The sequence below is a fragment of the Streptomyces sp. NPDC089915 genome (assembly GCF_040684675.1).
In the GTDB taxonomy this organism is placed as follows: domain Bacteria; phylum Actinomycetota; class Actinomycetes; order Streptomycetales; family Streptomycetaceae; genus Streptomyces.
Window position 1 is genome coordinate 21310 of the sequence record NZ_JBFBGN010000013.1, and the last position, 19490, is coordinate 40799.

Annotated in this window: 21 protein-coding genes; 12 read left to right on the forward strand and 9 right to left on the reverse strand. The window is 72.4% G+C overall.

Features of this window, described 5'->3' with window-relative positions:
• Positions 1 to 4: 4 nt before the first annotated feature.
• Positions 5 to 937 (reverse strand): LysR family transcriptional regulator, encoded by a 933-nt coding sequence (locus AB0O29_RS06510; protein ID WP_365147036.1) that lies wholly within the window; start codon positions 935 to 937, stop codon positions 5 to 7.
• Positions 938 to 1164: 227 nt separating this feature from the next.
• Between AB0O29_RS06510 and snpA the strand changes: the two genes are divergently transcribed.
• Complete coding sequence (gene snpA / locus AB0O29_RS06515) at positions 1165 to 1830, forward strand: snapalysin (RefSeq protein ID WP_365147039.1); 666 nt, start codon at positions 1165 to 1167, stop codon at positions 1828 to 1830.
• A 59-nt stretch (positions 1831 to 1889) separates the two neighbouring features.
• Here the strand turns inward: snpA and AB0O29_RS06520 are convergent, their stop codons facing one another.
• The 4 genes from AB0O29_RS06520 to AB0O29_RS06535 all read right to left on the reverse strand — a co-directional run bounded on the left by AB0O29_RS06520 (position 1890) and on the right by AB0O29_RS06535 (position 5747).
• Positions 1890 to 2474, reverse strand: coding sequence for a dihydrofolate reductase family protein (locus AB0O29_RS06520; RefSeq protein WP_365147042.1), 585 nt, complete (start codon positions 2472 to 2474; stop codon positions 1890 to 1892).
• Between the two features lie 74 nt (positions 2475 to 2548).
• On the reverse strand, positions 2549 to 3163 hold the full coding sequence (locus tag AB0O29_RS06525) for a GNAT family N-acetyltransferase (protein ID WP_365147045.1): 615 nt from the start codon (positions 3161 to 3163) through the stop codon (positions 2549 to 2551).
• A 128-nt stretch (positions 3164 to 3291) separates the two neighbouring features.
• The gene (locus AB0O29_RS06530) at positions 3292 to 4341 is read right to left on the reverse strand and encodes a family 2 encapsulin nanocompartment cargo protein polyprenyl transferase (RefSeq protein ID WP_365147048.1); all 1050 of its coding nucleotides are present in this window, start codon (positions 4339 to 4341) and stop codon (positions 3292 to 3294) included.
• Positions 4341 to 5747 (reverse strand): family 2B encapsulin nanocompartment shell protein, encoded by a 1407-nt coding sequence (locus tag AB0O29_RS06535; RefSeq protein ID WP_365147051.1) that lies wholly within the window; start codon positions 5745 to 5747, stop codon positions 4341 to 4343. Before AB0O29_RS06535 ends, AB0O29_RS06530 begins: the two co-directional genes overlap by 1 nt.
• A 189-nt stretch (positions 5748 to 5936) precedes the next feature.
• Here AB0O29_RS06535 and AB0O29_RS06540 point away from each other — a divergent pair, with 189 nt between their 5' ends.
• The 4 genes from AB0O29_RS06540 to AB0O29_RS06555 all read left to right on the forward strand — a co-directional run bounded on the left by AB0O29_RS06540 (position 5937) and on the right by AB0O29_RS06555 (position 9277).
• Positions 5937 to 6386: an Rrf2 family transcriptional regulator gene (locus tag AB0O29_RS06540; RefSeq protein WP_365147054.1), complete on the forward strand. Its 450-nt coding sequence runs from the start codon at positions 5937 to 5939 to the stop codon at positions 6384 to 6386.
• Between the two features lie 114 nt (positions 6387 to 6500).
• On the forward strand, positions 6501 to 7691 hold the full coding sequence (locus AB0O29_RS06545) for a globin domain-containing protein (protein ID WP_365147057.1): 1191 nt from the start codon (positions 6501 to 6503) through the stop codon (positions 7689 to 7691).
• Between the two features lie 91 nt (positions 7692 to 7782).
• The gene (locus AB0O29_RS06550) at positions 7783 to 8373 is read left to right on the forward strand and encodes an N-acetylmuramoyl-L-alanine amidase (protein WP_365147060.1); all 591 of its coding nucleotides are present in this window, start codon (positions 7783 to 7785) and stop codon (positions 8371 to 8373) included.
• A 10-nt stretch (positions 8374 to 8383) separates the two neighbouring features.
• Positions 8384 to 9277 carry a pyridoxal-phosphate dependent enzyme gene (locus AB0O29_RS06555; protein WP_365147063.1) on the forward strand — a complete coding sequence of 298 codons (894 nt, stop codon included), beginning with the start codon at positions 8384 to 8386 and terminating at the stop codon, positions 9275 to 9277.
• Positions 9278 to 9286: 9 nt separating this feature from the next.
• Here AB0O29_RS06555 and AB0O29_RS06560 read toward each other — a convergent pair whose 3' ends face one another.
• Positions 9287 to 10870 carry a Na+/H+ antiporter gene (locus AB0O29_RS06560; protein ID WP_365147066.1) on the reverse strand — a complete coding sequence of 528 codons (1584 nt, stop codon included), beginning with the start codon at positions 10868 to 10870 and terminating at the stop codon, positions 9287 to 9289.
• 65 nt (positions 10871 to 10935) lie between these two features.
• On the opposite strand from AB0O29_RS06560, the gene AB0O29_RS06565 reads away from it, so the two are divergent.
• From AB0O29_RS06565 to AB0O29_RS06575, 3 genes are all read left to right on the forward strand, one after another.
• Positions 10936 to 11196, forward strand: a complete 261-nt coding sequence (locus AB0O29_RS06565) for a UBP-type zinc finger domain-containing protein (protein ID WP_365147069.1) — start codon at positions 10936 to 10938, stop codon at positions 11194 to 11196.
• Positions 11197 to 11420: 224 nt separating this feature from the next.
• Positions 11421 to 11834, forward strand: coding sequence for an anti-sigma regulatory factor (locus AB0O29_RS06570; protein WP_042816094.1), 414 nt, complete (start codon positions 11421 to 11423; stop codon positions 11832 to 11834).
• 11 nt (positions 11835 to 11845) lie between these two features.
• Positions 11846 to 12826: an RNA polymerase sigma factor SigF gene (locus tag AB0O29_RS06575; protein WP_365147185.1), complete on the forward strand. Its 981-nt coding sequence runs from the start codon at positions 11846 to 11848 to the stop codon at positions 12824 to 12826.
• A gap of 30 nt (positions 12827 to 12856) precedes the next feature.
• Here AB0O29_RS06575 and AB0O29_RS06580 read toward each other — a convergent pair whose 3' ends face one another.
• The gene (locus tag AB0O29_RS06580; protein ID WP_365147188.1) at positions 12857 to 13249 is read right to left on the reverse strand and encodes a hypothetical protein; all 393 of its coding nucleotides are present in this window, start codon (positions 13247 to 13249) and stop codon (positions 12857 to 12859) included.
• A 175-nt stretch (positions 13250 to 13424) separates the two neighbouring features.
• Between AB0O29_RS06580 and AB0O29_RS06585 the strand changes: the two genes are divergently transcribed.
• Entirely contained in the window at positions 13425 to 14390 is a 966-nt protein-coding gene (locus AB0O29_RS06585; protein WP_365147072.1) for a diacylglycerol kinase family protein, read from the forward strand.
• Between the two features lie 319 nt (positions 14391 to 14709).
• Positions 14710 to 14967 (forward strand): WhiB family transcriptional regulator, encoded by a 258-nt coding sequence (locus AB0O29_RS06590; protein WP_003953983.1) that lies wholly within the window; start codon positions 14710 to 14712, stop codon positions 14965 to 14967.
• A 138-nt stretch (positions 14968 to 15105) separates the two neighbouring features.
• Here AB0O29_RS06590 and AB0O29_RS06595 read toward each other — a convergent pair whose 3' ends face one another.
• Both AB0O29_RS06595 and AB0O29_RS06600 read right to left on the reverse strand, forming a co-directional pair.
• A complete protein-coding gene (locus tag AB0O29_RS06595; protein WP_365147075.1) occupies positions 15106 to 16575 on the reverse strand; it encodes a PAS domain-containing sensor histidine kinase in 1470 nt (489 codons plus the stop codon).
• Between the two features lie 433 nt (positions 16576 to 17008).
• The gene (locus tag AB0O29_RS06600; RefSeq protein ID WP_365147078.1) at positions 17009 to 17602 is read right to left on the reverse strand and encodes a TetR/AcrR family transcriptional regulator; all 594 of its coding nucleotides are present in this window, start codon (positions 17600 to 17602) and stop codon (positions 17009 to 17011) included.
• Between the two features lie 86 nt (positions 17603 to 17688).
• On the opposite strand from AB0O29_RS06600, the gene AB0O29_RS06605 reads away from it, so the two are divergent.
• Together AB0O29_RS06605 and nagB are read left to right on the forward strand one after the other, a co-directional pair.
• Positions 17689 to 18450 (forward strand): SDR family oxidoreductase, encoded by a 762-nt coding sequence (locus tag AB0O29_RS06605; protein WP_365147081.1) that lies wholly within the window; start codon positions 17689 to 17691, stop codon positions 18448 to 18450.
• A gap of 226 nt (positions 18451 to 18676) precedes the next feature.
• A complete protein-coding gene (gene nagB / locus AB0O29_RS06610) occupies positions 18677 to 19462 on the forward strand; it encodes a glucosamine-6-phosphate deaminase (RefSeq protein ID WP_365147084.1) in 786 nt (261 codons plus the stop codon).
• The last annotated feature ends 28 nt before the right edge of the window (positions 19463 to 19490 follow it).

Below are 19490 nucleotides of genomic sequence, written 5' to 3' on the forward strand. Positions count from 1 at the left end.
CGCCCTAGGCCACCAGGAGGGAGCTCCCCTGACGGGAGAGCCAGGCACGGTACGGAGGTGTGCCCAGGGCCGCCTCGCGGTAGGCGTCGCGGAGGTCGTCGTAGGCCTCCGGGTGTTCGCCGGGGCGGGTGGCCAGCAGGAGGCGCACCGCCAGGGGGTCGCCCGCGAGGGGGCGGATCGCCATGTCGTCGCGGGGGCCCGACGTCGGCTGGCACGGGGCCACCGCCTCGCCGGAGACGATCAGCGACGAGGCCGTGTGGTAGTCGGCGTGCAGGACCTGCGGGGTCAGGCCGGCGCTGGCGAACACCCGCCGCAGGCCGTCCCATTCGCCGTCGACCGAGGGGTCCACCGTCCAGCGGTCCCCGGCCAGGTCCTGTAACTCCACCACCGGCGACCGGGCGGCCGGGTGGTCCAGGGACATGGACACGAACTGCGGCTCGCGCTCCATCAGCACCCGCAGTTCCAGCCCGCCCGGCACGCGCAGCGGGCTGCCCTCGACCTCGTGCACGAAGGCCACGTCGAGCTGTCCGGCGGCGGTCATCCGCAGCAGCGCGTTGGCCGAGACGTCGACCACCAGCGTGGTCTCCGTCTCCGGCGCACGCCGGTGCAGCCGGCGCAGCCACCCCGGCAGCGCCCGGCTGGCGGTCGAGCCGATCCTGAGCCGGGGGCCGTGCGCGGCGGCCCGCGCCTCGGCGACCAGGGCGGCCATCTCGGCGAGGAGCGGCCGCGCCCGCCCGAGTACCGTGCGCCCGAAGGGAGTCGGCCGGCAGCCGGTGCGCTCCCGCAGGAACAGTTCGCCTTCCAGGGCCCGTTCGATCCGGCGCAGCTGCGTCGTCAGGGAGGGCTGGCTCACGCCGAGTTGCCGGGCGGCCTTGTGCAGGCTGCCGGCGTCGGCGATGGCGCACAGCGCGCGCAGGTGCCTCACCTCGAGCTCCATGACCTGAGGGTAGGCGGGCCCCAGGGGGCCGCACCAGCCGCCGATAGCCCCCCGAATCCCGCCATTCTCACGCTAGTTGACCAAGGTAAATCTCTCCGAAACCTCCCGATAGGGCGGTGTTATCGGGCTCTGACATCATCCGCCGGCCCCTTCCGCTCCCGCAGACTCCGGTACCGGATGACCCATCCACCCCCCACCGCACCACCTGATGAGTAGGAGCCCCCCACATGCGCCACTCCCGCAGGACCATGCTGTCCGTCGCCTCCGTCGCCCTCGGTGTCGCCGCCGCGCTCGGCGGCGTCGTCCCCACCGCCACGGCCGCGACCCCGGCGGGCGGCAGCCCGGCGAGCTACGCCGCGTACGAGCGCTCGCCGGAGAACCAGGCGGCGAACAAGGCGTTCTTCGAGGCCGTCCAGCGCGCGGTCGCCGAGCAGCGTGCCGCGAACCCGAGCGCCGCGGCCGTCGTCACCGTCACCTACAACACCCGCAACGCGCCCAGCTTCCGTACCCAGATAGCCAACTCGACCCGCATCTGGAACGGTTCGGTCGCCAACGTGAAGCTGCAGGAGGTGTCCTCGGGCGGGAACTTCTCGTACTACGAGGGCAACGACTCGCGCGGCTCGTACGCGAGCACGGACGGGCACGGCCGGGGTTACATCTTCCTCGACTACGCCCAGAACCAGCAGTACAACTCCACCCGCGTGACGGCGCACGAGACCGGGCACGTGCTGGGCCTGCCGGACCACTACTCGGGTCCGTGCAGCGAGCTGATGTCGGGCGGCGGTCCGGGCACCTCGTGCACCAACCCGAACCCGAACAGCGCCGAGCGCTCGCGCGTCAACCAGCTGTGGGCCAACGGCCTGGTGGCCTCGGGCCTCGGCACCAAGGGCTGAGCCCGGGGGTCGGGCGCAGGCGCCCGCGGAGGGTCATCCCTCCGCGGGCGTCCGCCCGGTCAGCGCCTGACGTCGTACGAGGTGACGACCTGGCCGCCGCCGAAGGCGGTGCAGCCGGTCAGCTCCAGCGCGCGCACCCCGAAGCCGGCGCGGGACATGGGCATGCCGGTGCCGGCCACGACCGGGTAGGTCTTGACGATGTACTCGTCGATCTCGTCGACGAGCTGCGCCGCGAGGTCGGCGCCCCCGCACAGCCAGATGCCGAGCCCTTCGCGCTCCTTGAGCTCGCGGACCCGGGCGGCGATGTCCCCGCTGATCAGGCGCACGTCGGCGGCGGGCGCTTCGGCGAGGGAGCGCGAGACGACGTACTGCTCCGGGAAGTGGCCGTAAGGGCTGGTCATACCGGCCTTGAGGCCCGGCTCGTAGGTGCCCCGGCCCATGATCACCGCGTCGAAGCGCTTGGGCGCGACGTCGGCGAGGCCGAGGTGGGCGCGGCCGGCGGAGGCGATCGTCTCGGGGTATTCGGCGATCAGGTGTCCGAGGAACTCCTGGTCGACGTGGGCGTACATGAAATCGGCATCTCCGTCCGGGGCTCCGATGAAGCCGTCGACGGTGGTGGCGATGAAGTACGTGAGCTTGCGCAAGCGAGATCTCTTCCGTTCGGGACCGCCGCCGGGCGTCCGGGGGCGTGACAGTTAAAGTACTTCACCTGAAGTGGTTAGACAAGGGCCGGCCCCCTCCACCCCCGCGGCTTGCGCCACATCGGCCACATCAGCGGGCCCTCCGGCAGTCGCACCGGCTCACCGGTGAGCTCCCAGCCCAGCCGTTCGTACAGCCGCACGCTCCGCTCGCTGCTCGCCTCCAGGTACGCGGGGACCCCCTCCCGGTCGCAGCGCTCCAGCACCGGCCGGATCAGCTCCGTACCCAGCCCCTCGCCCTGCCGGCCGGGCGCGACCGCGATCATCAGCAGGTATTCGTGCTCCTCGGCGGTGGGGTGCACCGCCCCGGTGAGCCGTCCGACCAGCTCGCACCGCTCGTTGTCGGGGTCGGCCTCGGCGCGCATCCTGGCCGGCACCTCATCGTCCCCCTCGGGCTCGCCGGCCGGGATCCGCAGCCACAGCGCGGCCGCCGAGCCGTCCGCCGCGCAGTCGATCCGGCCCTCGGCCAGCGCCACGTCCACGAAGACCCCGAGGAACCTGCCGTGGACGGCGGCGCGGTGCGCGGGATCGGGGAAGACCCAGGAGCTGACCGGGTCGGTGCGGAAGGCCTCGTCCAGCAGGCGCGCGACGGCGTCCCGGTCCGACTGATCCGCCTGGCGTATCTCCAGCACCACAGGTCACACCCTTCACTCACGTGTCAACTACCGCAAGTGATCCTAGAGTTGGCCGCAGTGCGCGGAAAGGCTCGTTCCGGCACCCCGCGGTGCCGGAACGAGCCTCCCCCCGTTCTCCTCCCCCGCCGCTACCGCGTGCGGCGGGTCACGAACTCCGCGAGTGCCAGCAGCCCGCCCGCGGCCGCCACGTCCGGCACCGCGCGGGACAGCTCCTGCACCGCCCGGCCCATCCGGTCGCCGGCGTGGGCCTGGGCCCAGTCGCGGCCGCCGGCCCGCTCCACGGCCCGGGCGGCCCGCTCCACGTCGCCGTCCCCGGCCATGGAGCCGGCGTACAGGGCGGCGAGCTCCTCCCCGGACTCGGTGCCCGAGGTGAGGGCGGCCACGACCGGGAGGGACTTCTTGCGGGCGAGCAGGTCGGCCCCGGCGGGCTTGCCGGTGTGCCCGGGGTCCCCCCAGATGCCGATCAGGTCGTCGATCAGCTGGAAGGCCAGCCCCGCCTCCCGGCCGAAGGCGTCCATCGCCTCGACCTCCTCGGGCCCGGCCCCCGCGTAGAGCGCGCCGACCGCGCACGCGCAGCCCAGGAGGGCGCCGGTCTTGGCCGTGGCCATGGCCAGGCACTCCTCCAGCGAGACGGACGCGCGCCGTTCGAAGGCGCAGTCCGCCTGCTGCCCGGCGCACAGTTCGACGATGCAGGCCGCGAGGCGCGCCGAGGCGCGCGCCGAGGCCGGGTGCGGGTCGTCGGCGAGCAGCTTGAGGGCGAGCGCCATCATGGCGTCGCCCGCGAGGAGGGCGTCCGGGATCCCGAAGACGGTCCAGGCGGTGGCCCGTCCCCGCCGGCGGGCGTCGTTGTCGATGACGTCGTCGTGCAGCAGCGTGAAGTTGTGCGCGAGCTCCACGGCGGCCGCCGCCCGGACCACGGACTCCGGGCTGCCCTGGGGGCCGCCGAGGGCCCGCGCCGAGGCGAGGACCAGGGCCGGGCGGATGGCCTTGCCCGCGCCGACGGCGGCCGGGCTGCCGTCCTCGTGCTCCCAGCCGAAGTGGTACATCGCCACCCGCCGGGTGAGGGCGGGCAGGCTCTCCACGGCCCTGCGCAGTTCCGGGTCAACCGCTTCCCTCGTGCCGTCCAGGAGGGCGGCCGCCTCCTGTCCCTCGCTCGCGGCGATGGCGTTCGCGGTCATCAGCGCCAGCGGCCGATCTCGACGTTCTCCAGTACGCCGAGCGCGTCGGGGACGAGCACGGCGGCGGAGAAGTAGGCGGTGACCAGGTAGGACATGATCGCCTGCTCGCTGATGCCCATGAAGCGCACCGACATGCTCGGCTCGATCTCGTCGGGGATGCCCGGCTGGTGGAGCCCGATCACGCCCTGGTTCTCCTCGCCGGTGCGCATGCAGAGGATGGACGTGGTCCGGGCGTCGCTGACCGGGATCTTGTTGGACGGGAAGATGGGCACGCCCCGCCAGGCCGGCACCCGGGTCCCGGCGACGTCGACCGTCTCGGGGTAGAGGCCGCGCTTGTTGCACTCGCGGCCGAAGGCGGCGATGGCCTTGGGGTGGGCGAGGAAGAGGTTCGAGTCGCGGCGCATGCTGAGCAGCGCGTCGAAGTCGTCCGGGGTGGGCGCGCCGTCGTGGGGCTGGACGCGCTGGTCGTAGTCGGCGTTGTGGAGCAGGCCGAAGTCGGGGTTGTTGAGCATCTCGTGCTCCTGGCGCTCCCGGAGCGCCTCGACCGTGAGCCGCAGCTGCTGCTCGGTCTGGTTCATCGGGTGGTTGTAGAGGTCGGCGACGCGGGTGTGGACGCGCAGGACCGTTTGTGCAATGGAGAGTTCGTACTCGCGGGGGCGCGCCTCGTAGTCGACGAAGGTGCCGGGGAGGACGGCTTCGCCGTGGTGGCCGGCGGAGAGGTCGATGGCGGCCTCGCCGTACGGGTTGGCGTGCCGCTCGGGCTGTGTCCGCACCCCTTCCACGTGGGCGCGGAGGGCGGGGACGCGGTCGGCGAGGAGCTGGAAGTCCTGGCGGGTCAGGACGAGGGCGGTGCCGGGGGTGGCGGCGCGCGCCGTGTACTCCCAGATGGCCTCCTCGTCGGTGAGGGCGTCCTCGCCGAAGTAGGCGCCGTCGGCGACGGTGCGCAGGACGGCGTCGTCGCCGTAGGGGCCGGGGCCGATCTGGTCGATGCGGCCGTGGGCGAGGAGGAAGACCTGGTCGGAGGGGCTGCCGAAGGAGGTGAGCTCCTGGCCGGCCTCGAAGTCGACCTGGCGGCAGCGCGCGGCGAGTTCGGTGAGGACCTCTTCGTCGGTGTAGTCGCGCAGCAGGGGCAGTTCGCCGAGTTCGGCGGGGATGACCTGGACCCGGCTGCCGGTCTTGACGAACTCCACGATGCCGTTGCCGACGCTGTAGCTGAGGCGGCGGTTGAGGCGGTAGGTACCGCCCTGGACGGAGACCCACGGGAGCATCTTCAGGAGCCACCGCGAGGTGATCTCCTGCATCTGCGGGGCGGACTTGGTGGTGCTGGCCAAGTTCCGCGCGGCCGCGGTGCCGAGACTGCGCTGCGGTGTCTGGGCTTCGGATTCGGAGCCCGCCTGGACCGACATGTCTTCGCCTTTCGATCACTCCATGGTCTGCGGTAGAGAAGCCTTTCAGCACGCAATGCGGTCAGACCATTACACAAAAGGGTGGGACTACTCCCGGCCGGACTGGGCAGCATCGAAGGTTCAGCGGGTTCCCGAATCGGCGGGCTCCTTAACTTGCATCTTCAATGCCAGTTTTCCTACCCTGATGCCATGCGGCTGACCCGATTCACCGACCTGGCGCTGCGCGTCCTGATGCGCCTGGCGGTCGAGGACACGGAACTCCCGACCACCCGCGAGGTGGCGGCGACCATGGAGGTCCCGTACACCCACACCGCCAAGGTGGTCGCCCGGCTCCAGCACCTGGGCCTCGTCGAGGCGCGGCGCGGCCGCGGCGGCGGGCTGGCGCTCACGGCGGCCGGACGCGCCGCCTCGGTGGGCGGCGTGGTGCGCGAGCTGGAGGGCGAGGGCGACGTCGTGGACTGCGACGGGACCACCCCCTGCCCGCTGCGCGGGGCGTGCGTCCTGCGCGGCGCGCTGCGCCGGGCCCAGGAGGCCTTCTTCGCCGCACTGGACCCGCTGACGGTGGACGAGCTGGTGGCGGCCCCGACAGGCCCCCTCCTCCTCGGCCTCTCGGGGACCGTCCGGACGCCGGCCGACTAGCCCCCGGACGGATCCCCACCCCGGGCCGGAGCACCGCACCCGGCGGAGCGCCCCACCGCACGACCTTTAATACGAACCTCAGATACCAATTAGCCACTCACGCGAGGAGCCCCCATGCTGTCCGAGAAGTCGGCCGCGACCGTACGCGCCACCCTGCCCGCCGTCGGGGCGGCCATCGGCGACATCACGGAGCTGTTCTACGAGAAGCTGTTCGCGGCCCACCCGGCGCTCCTGCGCGACCTCTTCAACCGGGGCAACCAGAGCGCGGGCCTCCAGAAGCAGGCCCTCGCCGGGTCCATCGCGGCCTTCGCGACCCACCTGCTGGAGCACCCGGACACCCGCCCGGACGTGATGCTCGGCCGCATCGCCCACAAGCACGCCTCCCTCGGCGTCACCCGCGAGCAGTACCCGGTCGTCCACCGGCACCTCTTCGAGGCCATAACCGAGATCCTCGGAGAGGCCGTCACCCCCGAGGTCGCCGAGGCCTGGGACGAGGTCTACTGGCTGATGGCCAACGCCCTCATCGCCGCCGAGGAGCGCCTCTACGCCGAACAGCGGGTCCTGGCCGGGGACGTCTGGCGGGAGTGGACCGTGGCCGCGCGCGTCGAGGAGACCGCCGACTGCACCACCTTCCACCTCGTCCCCGCCGACGGCGCCCCGGCCCCGGGCTTCAAGCCCGGCCAGTACGTGTCCGTCCAGACCGAGCTCCCCGACGGCGCCCGCCAGATCCGCCAGTACAGCCTCTCCAGCGCCCCCGGCTCCCCCGTCCGCTCGATCACCGTCAAGCGGGTCCACGGCGGCCCCGGTCCCGACGGCGAGGTCTCCCACCACCTCCACGCGCACGTCCGCACCGGCGACACCCTGCGCGTCTCCGCCCCCTACGGCGACCTCGTCCTGCGCGACTCCGCCGCGCCCGTCCTGCTCGCCTCCGCCGGCATCGGCTGCACCCCGATGCTCTCGATGCTGGAGCACCTGGCCGAGACCGGCCACCCCGCCCCCGTCACCGTCGTCCACGCCGACCGCACCCCGGCGGACCACGCGCTGCGCACCGACCACCGCGCCCTGGCCCTCAAGCTCCCCGGCGCCTCGGCCCGCTTCTGGTACGAGTCGGACGCCGAACCGGGCGACGCGACCGGATTCCTCGACCTCGGCGCCACCCCGGTCGCCCCCGGCACCCAGGCCTACCTCTGCGGCCCGCTCCCCTTCATGCGGTCGGTGCGCGAGCAGCTCCTCGCCCGGGGGGTCCTCGCGGCCGACATCCACTACGAGGTCTTCGGCCCGGACCTCTGGCTCGCCTCGGCGTGACGCCTGGCCGAAACACGCCCTAGGCGCGGAAGGGCCGCTTCCACTACACCGGTACGTAACGAACCGAGCACGCACCGTAAGGGAGGCGGCCATGTCCGCACCCATGTCCGCGGACCGCTTCATCAACGCCCTGCGCGCCGAAGGGCTGACCGTCGTCGAGGTCGGCAACTGGCGCACGCACAACCGCAACCACAAGGGCCCCTGGGGACCCGTACACGGGGTGATGATCCACCACACCGTCACCCACGGCACCGCCTACACCGTCGAACTCTGCCGGGACGGGGACCGCGCCCTGCCCGGCCCGCTCTGCCACGGGGTCATCACCAAGGACGGCCGCGTCCACCTCGTCGGCTACGGCCGCGCCAACCACGCCGGGGCCGGCGACTCCGACGTCCTGGCGGCGGTCGTCGCGGAACGCCGCCTCCCCCCGGACCACCACGCGGACACCGACGGCAACCGCTACTTCTACGGCTTCGAGTGCGAGAACCTCGGCGACGGCCACGACCCCTGGCCGCCCGTCCAGCTCGACGCCGCCACCCGCGCGGCGGCGGCCCTGTGCCGCGTCCACGACTGGGGCGCCCGCTCGGTCATCGGCCACCTCGAATGGCAGCCCGGCAAGATCGACCCCAGGGGCTTCACGATGGACTGGCTCCGCGAACGGATCGCCGACCGCCTCAAGTGACAATGGGCCGGTGACCCACCCCGAACTGCGCCCGCGCCCGCCGTCCCCCCTCGTCGAGGCGGCCGACGAGCGCTTCACCGCGCACGGGGTACGGCTCCTCCTCAAGCGGGACGACCTCGTCCACCCGGAGCTGCCCGGCAACAAGTGGCGCAAACTCGCCCCCAACCTCCGGGCGGCCCTGGAGGCGGGCCACGGCCGGATCGTCACCTTCGGCGGCGCCTACTCCAACCACCTCCGCGCCACGGCCGCCGCCGGACGGCTGCTCGGCCTGGAGACGGTCGGCGTCGTCCGGGGCGACGAGCTCGCGGACCGCCCCCTCAACGACTCCCTGGCCCGCTGCGCGGCGGACGGCATGCGGCTGTGCTTCGTCACGCGTTCGGAGTACCGGCGCAAGGCGGACCCGGAGGTCCTGGCCCGCCTGCTGACCGCCGCCGGGGCCGAGGAGGCGTACGTGGTCCCGGAGGGCGGCAGCAACGCCCTCGCCCTCACCGGGTGCGCGGAACTGGGCCGCGAGCTGCGGGACGTCTGCGACGTAGCGGCGGTGGCCTGCGGCACGGGCGGCACCCTGGCCGGCCTCGCCGCGGGCCTGTTCCCCGCCCAGCGGGCCCTGGGCGTCCCGGTCCTGGCCGGGGGCTTCCTGGGGGCGGAGATACGTTCCCTCCAGGCGCGGGCCTTCGGCGGCCCGGCCGGCTCCTGGACCCTGGCCGAGGGCCACGACCACGGCGGCTACGCCCGCGTCCCCCGGCCGCTGGAGGAGTTCGCCCGGGACTTCGAGGCCCGCCACGGCCTCCCGGTGGAGCGCGTCTACGTGGCGAAGCTCCTCTGGGCCCTGACCGCCCTCACCCGCGCGGGCGCCTTCCCCCGGGGCACCAGGCTGGCGGCGGTGGTGACGGGGCGGCCGTAGGGGCGGGCCTCAGCCCGTCTCCTCGCGGTAGGCCGCCGCCTCCTCCAGGTCCAGCCTGCGCAGCAGTCCCCGCAGCATCTCGTCGTCGATGCGGCGCTGGTCGCGGAGGGTGACGAAGACCTCCCGTTCCGCCTCGATCATCTCGCGGGCCAGTCTGCGGTAGACGTCGTCCGCCGACTCGCCCGTCACCGGGTTGACCTCGCCCAGCCGCTCCCACACCGCGTTGCGGCGGCGTTCCAGGACCGTGCGCAGCCGGTCCGCCAGCGGCGGCGGCAGGGTGCTGTTCTCCGGGGCCTCCAGGAGTTCCGCGAGCCGCTCCTCCGCCGCCCGGGAGGCCTCGCTCTGGGCCTGGGCCTCCGCGAGGGTCTCCGCCTGGGCGTCGCGCGGCGGCAGCCGCAGCATCCGGATCAGGGGCGGCAGGGTCAGGCCCTGCACCACGAGCGTGCCGATCACCGTCGTGAACGTGAGGAACAGGATCAGGTTGCGGTGCGGCACGCTCATCGGCACCGAGAAGGCGATCGCCAGGGAGACCACGCCCCGCATCCCGGCCCAGCCCACGACCACCGGGGACTTCCAGTCGGTGTCGGGCTCCCGCGTGCGGATCCGCTCCGACACCCATCTCGGCATGAAGGTCGCCGGGAACACCCACGCGAACCGGGCCACCACCACGGCGAGGAAGACCGCCACCGCGTACCAGGCGGCCGCGATCCCCTCGTACTCGCCGAGGCCCTTCAGGACCACCGGCAGCTGGAGGCCGATCAGGGCGAAGACCACCGACTCCAGGACGAACGCGACGACCTTCCACACCGCCTCCTCCTGGAGCCGGGTGGCGAAGTCGACCTGCCAGTTCCGGTGCCCCAGGTAGAGCGCGACGACGACCACGGCCAGGACGCCCGACGCGTGCACCCGCTCGGCGGCCGCGTAGGCCACGAAGGGGATCAGCAGGGACAGCGTGTTCTGGAGCAGGGGCTCCCGCAGCCGCTTCCTCAGCTGGTGGATCGGGACCATCAGCAGCAGGCCCACCCCGACGCCGCCGACCGAGGCCAGCAGGAACTCGGCGACCCCGCCCGCCCAGCCGGCGCCGACCCCGACGGCGGCGGCCAGGGCCACCTTGTAGGCGGTGATGGCGGTGGCGTCGTTCACCAGGGACTCGCCCTGGAGGATGGTCGTCACCCGGTTCGGCAGTCCCAGCCGCCGGGCGATCGCGGTCGCCGCGACCGCGTCGGGCGGGGCCACGACCGCGCCCAGCACCAGCGCCACCGGCAGGCTCACCCCGGGCACGAGCAGGTACGTCACCCAGCCCACCGCGAGCGTCGCGAAGAGCACGTAGCCCACCGACAGCAGGGCGATCGGCCGCAGGTTGGCCCGCAGGTCCAGGTAGGAGCTGTCCACCGCCGCCGTGTGCAGGAGCGGCGGGAGCAGCAGCGGCAGCACGATGTGCGGGTCGAGGGCGTACGAGGGCACCCCCGGCACGTAGGCCGCGACGAGTCCCACGGCGACCAGCAGCAGCGGCGCCGGCACCGGCGTGCGCCGGGCCGCACCCGCCACGGCGGCACTGCCCGCCACCAGCGCCACCAGCGGCAATACCTCCATCGAAGATCCATCCCCATCCGTCGTCGCCGATGTCGCGTCCGCAGCCTGCCCGTAACCTGGCCATCATGAGCGAGTGCACCCACGTTGCCGAACTGCCGCGCCCCGAGCCCGTCCCGCATGCGTTGACCTGCCCGGAATGTGAGGTGCTCGGGAGTCATCCGGTGCAGCTGCGGATGTGCCTGGGGTGCGGGTACGTGGGCTGTTGTGACAGCTCTCCCCACCGGCACGCCACCGCGCACCACCAGGACACGGGCCATCCGGTGATGCGCAGCTTCGAACCGGGCGAGACGTGGCGCTGGTGTTTCGTCGACGGTTCGATCGTCTGAAGCGGGGTAGTTCAACCCTCCGCCGGTTCCCCCGAATTGGGCCCGCAGACCCCTAGCCACTGTGCGTACTCATGGGTTTACCATCAGTCACTGCACGGAGGTGGGGTCGGCCCGGTCGCTCCACGGCGGGCGTCATGAGGCGTCACGAGGGGTGCCGCGACACGATCGCCCGGATCGCGATAGCGTCACCGGCGAACAGAGCTCGTACCACCTTGGAGGTGAGGGTGTCCCAGATCGCAGGCGAGCCCGGGACCCAGGACTTCGTGGAAGTCCGGCTGCCGGCTGCGGGTGCCTACCTGTCGGTGCTGCGAACGGCCACGGCCGGTCTCGCGGCACGGTTGGACTTCACCCTCGACGAGATCGAGGACCTCCGCATCGCTGTGGACGAGGCCTGCGCGATCCTGCTCCAGCAGGCCGTGCCGGGCTCCGTGCTCAGCTGCGTCTTCCGGTTGATCGACGATTCACTGGAAGTGACCGTCTCCGCGCCCACCACCGACGGGCGCGCGCCGGAGCGGGACACGTTCGCGTGGACCGTGCTGTCGGCGCTGGCCGGCAAGGTCGAGGCGACGGTCGAGGACAACCGGACGGTGAGCATCAGCCTCTACAAACAGCGCGGCGCGGGGCCAGGCCCGGCGTGAGCGGCGGGGAGATCCCGGTGCGGGGCGGGGATCGGCCCCGGGTAAGGCATGAGGTCGACGGCGGCATCCCGGAGCAGCACCACGCCCGGCCGCACCCGGCTGACGCGGATGCGGAAGACGGCTTTTTGGACTCGGCGGAGCGACGGGCGGGCCCTATGAGCGAGAACCAGCACGACCAACCGCAGCCACCGGAGGCCCCGGAGGTGCCGGACGAGGCGCAGGTGGCGCTGCCGGACCCGCGGGACCGCAGTGGCGCGCGGGCCCTGTTCTTCGAGCTGCGCGAGCTGCCCGAGGGATCCCCGGAGCGGGCGGAGCTGCGCAACCGGCTGGTGCGGATGCACCTGCCGCTGGTCGAGCACCTGGCACGGCGGTTCCGCAACCGCGGTGAGCCGCTGGACGACCTGACCCAGGTGGCGACCATCGGCCTGATCAAGTCGGTGGACCGGTTCGATCCGGACCGGGGGGTGGAGTTCTCGACGTACGCCACCCCGACGGTGGTGGGCGAGATCAAGCGGCACTTCCGCGACAAGGGCTGGGCGGTGCGGGTGCCCCGGCGCCTTCAGGAGCTGCGGCTCTCGCTGACCACGGCGACGGCGGAGCTGTCGCAGCAGCACGGCCGCTCCCCCACGGTGCACGAGCTGGCCGAGCGGCTGGGGATCTCGGAGGAGGAGGTGCTGGAGGGGCTGGAATCGGCCAACGCCTACAGCACGCTCTCGCTGGACGTGCCGGACACGGACGACGAGTCGCCCGCGGTGGCGGACACGCTGGGCTCGGAGGACGAGGCGCTGGAGGGCGTCGAGTACCGGGAGTCGCTGAAGCCGCTGCTGGAGGGGCTGCCGCCGCGGGAGAAGCGGATCCTGCTGCTGCGCTTCTTCGGGAACATGACCCAGTCGCAGATCGCCCAGGAGGTCGGCATCTCCCAGATGCACGTCTCCCGGCTGCTGGCCCGCACGCTGGCGCAGCTGCGCGACAAGCTCCTCGTGGAGGAGTGAGCGCGGGAGCGGCGCGGAGCGGAGGTGGGGTTATCGGGCCTGGTCTACGGGTCCGATGCCCAGCGCCTCGGTCGCCGTCGGGTTCACCAGGAGCGCGGTGACGGCCACCGCCGCCAGGGCGAGGGCCACGGCGGCGGCGGTCATCGCCCCGCCGGTGGTCCACAGGGTCCAGGCGACGGGAAGGGCCATCAGCTGGGTGATCAGCGCGGGGCCCCGGCTCCAGCGGCGGCCCAGGCGCAGCCCGCGCGCCGCGATCAGCGGGAGCGCGGCGAGGGCGAGCAGGGTGACCCCGCCGGTCTCGGCCTGCTGCGGGGAGTCGGGGTGGCCGGCGATGCCGACGAACAGCATGTAGACGCCGAGGCCGGCGAGGGCGAGGCCCTCCAGCGCGGTCAGCACGGCGGCGGCGGTCAGCCGGCCGGGCAGCGCCCCGGGCTCCGGGGCTGCGGTGCCGGCGGGGGTCGCGGGACCGGCGGTGGACGCGGCGGGGGTGCGGGGGCTCGGCTTCTTGCTCACCCCAGCAGGGTAGCCGCGGCGGGCCCGGCCCGGAGGGGGACGGTCGGTAGGGGACGGGTGCGCGGGGGTGGGTAGTCTGGCGACCATGCGTGCACTTCTCGTGGCCAACCCAGCAGCGACGACCACCAGTGCGCGCACGCGCGACGTCCTGACCCACGCCCTGGCCAGCGAGATGAAGCTGGAGGCGGTGACCACCGAGTACCGGGGGCACGCCCGCGACCTGGGGCGCAAGGCCGCGCACGAGGGGCTGGACCTCGTGGTGGCGCTGGGCGGTGACGGTACCGTCAACGAGGTGGTGAACGGGCTGCTGCACGACGGCCCGGACCCGGAGAACCTGCCGCGGCTGGCGGTGGTGCCGGGCGGTTCCACGAACGTCTTCGCCCGTGCGCTCGGCCTGCCGAACGATTCGGTCGAGGCGACGGGCGCCCTCCTGGACGCGCTGCGGGAGCGGCGGGAGCGGACGGTGGGGCTCGGGCTGGCCGCGGGGGTGCCGGGGACGGAGGACGAGGGGGTCCCGTCGCGCTGGTTCACCTTCTGCGCGGGCTTCGGCTTCGACGCGGGAGTGGTGGGGCGGGTCGAACAGCAGCGGGAGCGCGGCAAGCGTTCGACGCACGCCCTTTATGTACGACAGCTGATGCGGCAGTTCTGGGAGGAGCCCAACCGCCGGCACGGGACGATCACGCTGGAGCGGCCGGGCATGGATCCGGTGACGGATCTGGTGCTGTCGATAGTCTGCAACACCTCCCCGTGGACCTACCTGGGAAATCGGCCCCTTTACGCCTCTCCGGAGGCCTCGTTCGACACCGCGCTTGACGTATTGGCGCTGGACCGTTTGTCAACTCCGGCCGTCGCCCGGTACGCCACACAGCTCCTGACCTCGACTCCTGAGCGCGGTCCGCACGGCAAGCACGCCGTGTCTCTGCACGATCTGACCGACTTCACCTTGCATTCGAAGGTTCCCCTCCCTTTCCAGATGGACGGGGATCACCTCGGAGTGCGCACCAGCGTTCGGTTCACAGGCGTTCGCCGTGCACTGCGTGTGATTGTGTGAGTAGAAGAGCCCAAAGTCCTTTCAGTCGAACGTTTACACGCCGGTCCACCCCTAGGAACTAGGGCTGTGACCTAGTCGACACCGACGAATCCAAAAAAACTTTCCGGAAGGGGTTGTATCCCCGTCCGAGGTTTGCGAATCTCTACATGGCGATCGGGACAGCCCGCAGAACCCGGCACCCACACAGACCGCCAGAACCCCACCACGAATCTCGGACCGCACCAGGCAACTGGGCGTCGGCCCTTCCCTCACGGGGGGATTCGTGAAAGCGTTCACATTCACAAGCAACCTGCCCGCAATACAAGGAGATGGAGCAGCCATGGACTGGCGTCACAACGCCGTTTGCCGCGAGGAAGACCCCGAGCTCTTCTTCCCCATCGGCAACACCGGTCCTGCGCTGCTGCAGATCGAGGAAGCCAAGGCCGTCTGCCGCCGTTGCCCCGTCATGGAGCAGTGCCTGCAGTGGGCGCTCGAGTCCGGCCAGGACTCCGGTGTCTGGGGCGGCCTGAGCGAGGACGAGCGCCGCGCCATGAAGCGCCGCGCCGCTCGCAACCGGGCGCGCAACGCCAGCGCCTGATATCGACTTTCGAGCCTCGACGCGCAGCGCGTAGTACCCATATAGCGCTCAGCAACGTGCTCTTGAGCCCCGGACCGATCACCATTCGGTCCGGGGCTCAGTGCTTTTCCCGTCACGCTGGGTGACGGTCGACCGGGCCTACTTCTGCGAGCTGACCGGGACGTCCAGGACCACCTTGGTGCCGCGCGGCTCCGCGCGGACCATGTCGAAGGTGCCGCCGAGCTCGCCCTCCACGAGGGTCCGGACGATCTGCAGCCCGAGGTTGCCGGCCTTCTGCGGGTCGAATCCCTCGGGCAGGCCGCAGCCGTCGTCGAGGACGGTGATCAGCAGCCGGCCGTCGGTGCGGCCCGATCCGCTGCGGGCGGCGGTCACCTCGACCGTGCCGCCCTCCCCCTGGGTGAAGGCGTGCTCCAGGGCGTTCTGGAGGATCTCGGTCAGCACCATCGACAGCGGGGTGGCGACCTCCGCGTCCAGGATCCCGAACCGCCCGACGCGCCGGCACTGCACCTTGCCCGGCGAGATCTCGGCGACCATCGCGATCACCCGGTCGGCGATCTCGTCGAACTCGACCCGCTCGTCCAGGTTCTGGGAGAGGGTCTCGTGCACGATCGCGATCGAACCGACGCGCCGCACCGCCTCGTTGAGCGCCTCACGGCCGCTCTCCGAATCCATCCGCCGGGCCTGGAGCCGCAGCAGCGCGGCCACCGTCTGGAGGTTGTTCTTCACCCGGTGGTGGATCTCCCGGATGGTCGCGTCCTTGGTGATCAGTTCACGTTCGCGACGGCGCAGTTCGGTCACGTCGCGGCACAGGACCAGGGAACCGATCCGGGTGCCCTTCGGCTTGAGCGGGATCGCGCGGAGCTGGATGACCCCGCCGTTGCCCTCGACCTCGGTCTCGCGCGGGGCCCAGCCGCTGGCGAGCTTGACGAGCGCCTCGTCCACCGGGCCCCGGGACGGGGCGAGTTCGGCGGTGGCGGTGCCCAGGTGCTGGCCGACCAGGTCGGCGGCGAGGCCGAGCCGGTGGTAGGCGGAGAGGGCGTTGGGGGACGCGTACGTCACCACGCCGTCGGCGTCGAGGCGCATCAGGCCGTCGCCGACGCGCGGGGAGGCGTCCATGTCGACCTGCTGGCCGGGGAACGGGAAGGAGCCCGCGGCGATCATCTGCGCGAGGTCGGAGGCGGACTGGAGGTAGGTGAGCTCCAGCCGGCTGGGTGTACGCACAGTGAGCAGATTGGTGTTGCGCGCGATCACGCCGAGGACCCGCCCCTCGCGGCGGACCGGGATCGACTCGACGCGGACGGGCACCTCCTCGCGCCACTCCGGGTCGCCCTCGCGGACGATCCGGCCCTCGTCGAGGGCGGCGTCGAGCAGCGGGCGGCGGCCGCGCGGCACGAGGTGGCCGACCATGTCGTCCTGGTACGAGGTGGGGCCGGTGTTCGGCCGCATCTGCGCGACGGAGACGTAGCGGGTGCCGTCGAGGGTCGGGACCCAGAGCACGAGGTCCGCGAAGGAGAGGTCGGAGAGCAGCTGCCACTCCGAAACCAGCAGGTGGAGCCACTCCAGGTCGGTTTCACCGAGAGCGGTGTGCTGGCGTACGAGATCGTTCATGGAGGGCACATTGCGAGCGTACCCCGGGTACGGGGATGACTTTCCCCACGACGAGTACTCGGGAGTATCCAGGAAGGGTCCACTCCGCGTACTGTTGGAGGAAGTGACGGGCCGGTAGGCCCGCCCTTTGGATGGACAGGACAGATTGGTCTAGTCCACAATTGACTCAAGCTTCCGTCCTCCCCGCACAGGAGGACGGATCGAGGTGGCCGCGCGTTCTGCCCTGACCGCGACGGCGCCTCCAACCGGCCGCCGGGAACCGCACACCTGACGGCCGTAAGTACTCCGGGCTACGGTGCCGGACGGGTTGAGGGTCCCGTCCTGCACCGTGGCCCAGAGGAAATGCGGGACGCGCGCGGAATTCCCCTCCCCCGGTATCACGCCGGTATAGCGCCGGTATAGCGCCCCGGCGATCACGCCGGAGCGCGCCGGATCACCGCGGCCAGGCCAGCAGCGCCAGCTCCGCCACCGCCTCCAGCTCCTCCCGGGTCGCCCCGTCGCGCGACTGCTGGCTCATGCCCTGGAGCACCGCCCCGGCGTAGCGGGCGAGCGCCCGCGCGTCCGTGTCCGCGGGCAGCACCCCGCTCGCGACGTCGGCCCGGATCCGGCTCTCGAACGCGGCCAGGTTGCCGTTGCGGCGCTCGCGCAGGGCCTCGGCCACCTCCCGCGAGGTGGTGTTGGCGGCCGCGCTGATCACCATGCAGCCCGGCGGGTGGCCGGGGTCGGTGTAGATCTCGGCGGCCTCGCGCAGGATCCGGCCCATGGCCGCGCCGGCGGTGGGCTCCTCGCGGAGCGCGACGGCCGCGAAGTCCCCGTAGCGGCTGCCGTAGACCACCACCACCTCGTCGAAGAGCTTGCGCTTGTCGCCGAAGGCCGCGTAGAGGCTGGGCGCGCCGATGCCCAGGGTGCGGGTCAGGTCGGCGATGGACGTGGCTTCGTAGCCGTGCTCCCAGAAGGTCAGCATCGCCTTGTCGAGGGCCGCGTCCCGGTCGAAGGAGCGGGGTCTGCCGCGCTGTCCTGTCACCATGCGGACGATTCTATAGCGCTCACTAGGGAATCTGATACGGTCCTTTCTGTAGCGACCACTAGCAATTGATGGAGGGGGGGCGCGTCATGGGCGTGCTCAAGGGGAAGACGGCTCTGGTCACGGGCGGCGGACGGGGCATCGGACGGGCCGTGGCGGAGCGGCTGGCGCGGGACGGGGCACTGGTCGCCGTGCACTACGGGCGCAACGAGGCGGCCGCGAAGGAGACCGTCGAGGCGATCGCGTCGGCGGGCGGACGGGCCTTCGCGATCGGGGCCGAGCTCGGGGTACCGGGGGACGCGCAGGCGCTCTGGGCGGCGTACGGGGCCCACCCGGAGCACACCGAGCGGGTGGACGTCATCGTCAACAACGCCGGGGCGGCGACCTTCGCGGGCATCGGCGAGACGGACGAGGAGACCTTCCAGCGGGTCCAGGCGCTCAACGCGCAGGCGCCCTTCTTCGTGATCAAGCACGGGCTGGAGCGGCTCGCCGACGGGGGCCGGATCGTGAACGTGACGGGCACCCCGGACATCGCCCTGCCGGCGATCCTCGCCACGATCATGGCCAAGGGCGCGGTGAACGCCCTGACGGTGTCGCTGGCCGCCGCGCTCGCGCCGCGCGGGATCACGGTGAACTCGGTGGGCCCGGGCATCACCGAGACCGAGCTGAACGCGGCCTGGCTGGCCGACCCGGCGGCCCGGGCGCACGCCGCCTCGCGGTCCGTCTTCGACCGGGTGGGCACGGCGCAGGAGGTGGCCGACGTGGTGGCCTTCCTGGCCTCCCCCGACTCCCGCTGGGTCACGGGCCAGCACCTGAACGCCACGGGCGGCCTCCAGCTGGCCCTGATGTAGCGGTTCACGGCCCCGCCGGCGTTTGAGGCGCGGGTCCGGGCAGAGCCCGGGGAACGGGGGAAGGGCGGGTGGGGGACCGGGCCCCGCTCGGCGGCCCGCCCCGGCCGGGCGCGGGGCCGGGGGCGGGGGGACGATGGATGCGGCGGAGGGCCTCCGCGGGCGGGGCCGCTCTGCTAGATTGGTCTATACCACAAGCGCCCACACCTCTCAGATCGGCAGGCCCCGCGTGGAAGTTGTCATCGTCCCGGACGCCAAGGCAGGCGGCGAGCTCATCGCGGAGGCCATGGCCGCCCTGGTCCGCCGCAAGCCCGACGCCCTGCTCGGCGTGGCGACCGGCTCTACCCCGCTGCCCATCTACGAAGCCCTCGCCGCCAAGGTGAAGGCCGGCCTGGTCGACGCCTCCCGGGCCCGGATCTGCCAGCTCGACGAGTACGTCGGCCTGCCCGCCGGGCACCCGGAGTCCTACCGCGCCGTCGTGCTCCGCGAGGTCGTCGAGCCCCTGGGCCTGACCGAGGACTCCTTCATGGGCCCCGACGGCTCCGCCGCCGACGTCCAGGCCGCCTGCGAGGCCTACGACCAGGCCCTCTCCGACGCCGGCGGCGTGGACCTCCAGCTGCTGGGCATCGGCACCGACGGCCACATCGGCTTCAACGAGCCCTGCTCCTCGCTGGCGTCCCGCACCCGCATCAAGACGCTGACCGAGCAGACCCGCGTGGACAACGCGCGGTTCTTCGAGAACGACATAGACCAGGTCCCGCACCACGTCATCACCCAGGGCATCGGCACCATCCTCGACGCCCGCCACCTGGTCCTGCTGGCCACCGGCGAGGGCAAGGCCGAGGCGGTCGCCCAGACCGTCGAGGGCCCGCTGTCCGCGCTGGTCCCGGCCTCCGCGCTCCAGCTGCACCGGCACGCGACCGTCGTCGTGGACGAAGCGGCCGCCTCCAAGCTGAAGCTGGCCGACTACTTCCGCCACACCTACGCGAACAAGCCCTCCTGGCAGGGTCTGTAGCGGCGACGGAAAAGGGCCGGGCCCCCCT

Excerpts from the sequence above, each read along its gene's own strand:
- snpA (WP_365147039.1), top strand. The coding sequence starts at position 1,165 with ATGCGCCACTCCCGCAGGACCATGCTGTCCGTCGCCTCCGTCGCCCTC.
- AB0O29_RS06540 (WP_365147054.1), top strand. The coding sequence starts at position 5,937 with ATGCGGCTGACCCGATTCACCGACCTGGCGCTGCGCGTCCTGATGCGC.
- AB0O29_RS06535 (WP_365147051.1), bottom strand. The coding sequence starts at position 5,747 with ATGTCGGTCCAGGCGGGCTCCGAATCCGAAGCCCAGACACCGCAGCGC.
- AB0O29_RS06605 (WP_365147081.1), top strand. The coding sequence starts at position 17,689 with ATGGGCGTGCTCAAGGGGAAGACGGCTCTGGTCACGGGCGGCGGACGG.
- AB0O29_RS06510 (WP_365147036.1), bottom strand. The coding sequence starts at position 937 with ATGGAGCTCGAGGTGAGGCACCTGCGCGCGCTGTGCGCCATCGCCGAC.
- AB0O29_RS06585 (WP_365147072.1), top strand. The coding sequence starts at position 13,425 with ATGCGTGCACTTCTCGTGGCCAACCCAGCAGCGACGACCACCAGTGCG.
- AB0O29_RS06595 (WP_365147075.1), bottom strand. The coding sequence starts at position 16,575 with ATGAACGATCTCGTACGCCAGCACACCGCTCTCGGTGAAACCGACCTG.
- AB0O29_RS06600 (WP_365147078.1), bottom strand. The coding sequence starts at position 17,602 with ATGGTGACAGGACAGCGCGGCAGACCCCGCTCCTTCGACCGGGACGCG.
- AB0O29_RS06590 (WP_003953983.1), top strand. The coding sequence starts at position 14,710 with ATGGACTGGCGTCACAACGCCGTTTGCCGCGAGGAAGACCCCGAGCTC.
- AB0O29_RS06550 (WP_365147060.1), top strand. The coding sequence starts at position 7,783 with ATGTCCGCACCCATGTCCGCGGACCGCTTCATCAACGCCCTGCGCGCC.
- AB0O29_RS06545 (WP_365147057.1), top strand. The coding sequence starts at position 6,501 with ATGCTGTCCGAGAAGTCGGCCGCGACCGTACGCGCCACCCTGCCCGCC.
- AB0O29_RS06560 (WP_365147066.1), bottom strand. The coding sequence starts at position 10,870 with ATGGAGGTATTGCCGCTGGTGGCGCTGGTGGCGGGCAGTGCCGCCGTG.
- AB0O29_RS06530 (WP_365147048.1), bottom strand. The coding sequence starts at position 4,341 with ATGACCGCGAACGCCATCGCCGCGAGCGAGGGACAGGAGGCGGCCGCC.
- AB0O29_RS06565 (WP_365147069.1), top strand. The coding sequence starts at position 10,936 with ATGAGCGAGTGCACCCACGTTGCCGAACTGCCGCGCCCCGAGCCCGTC.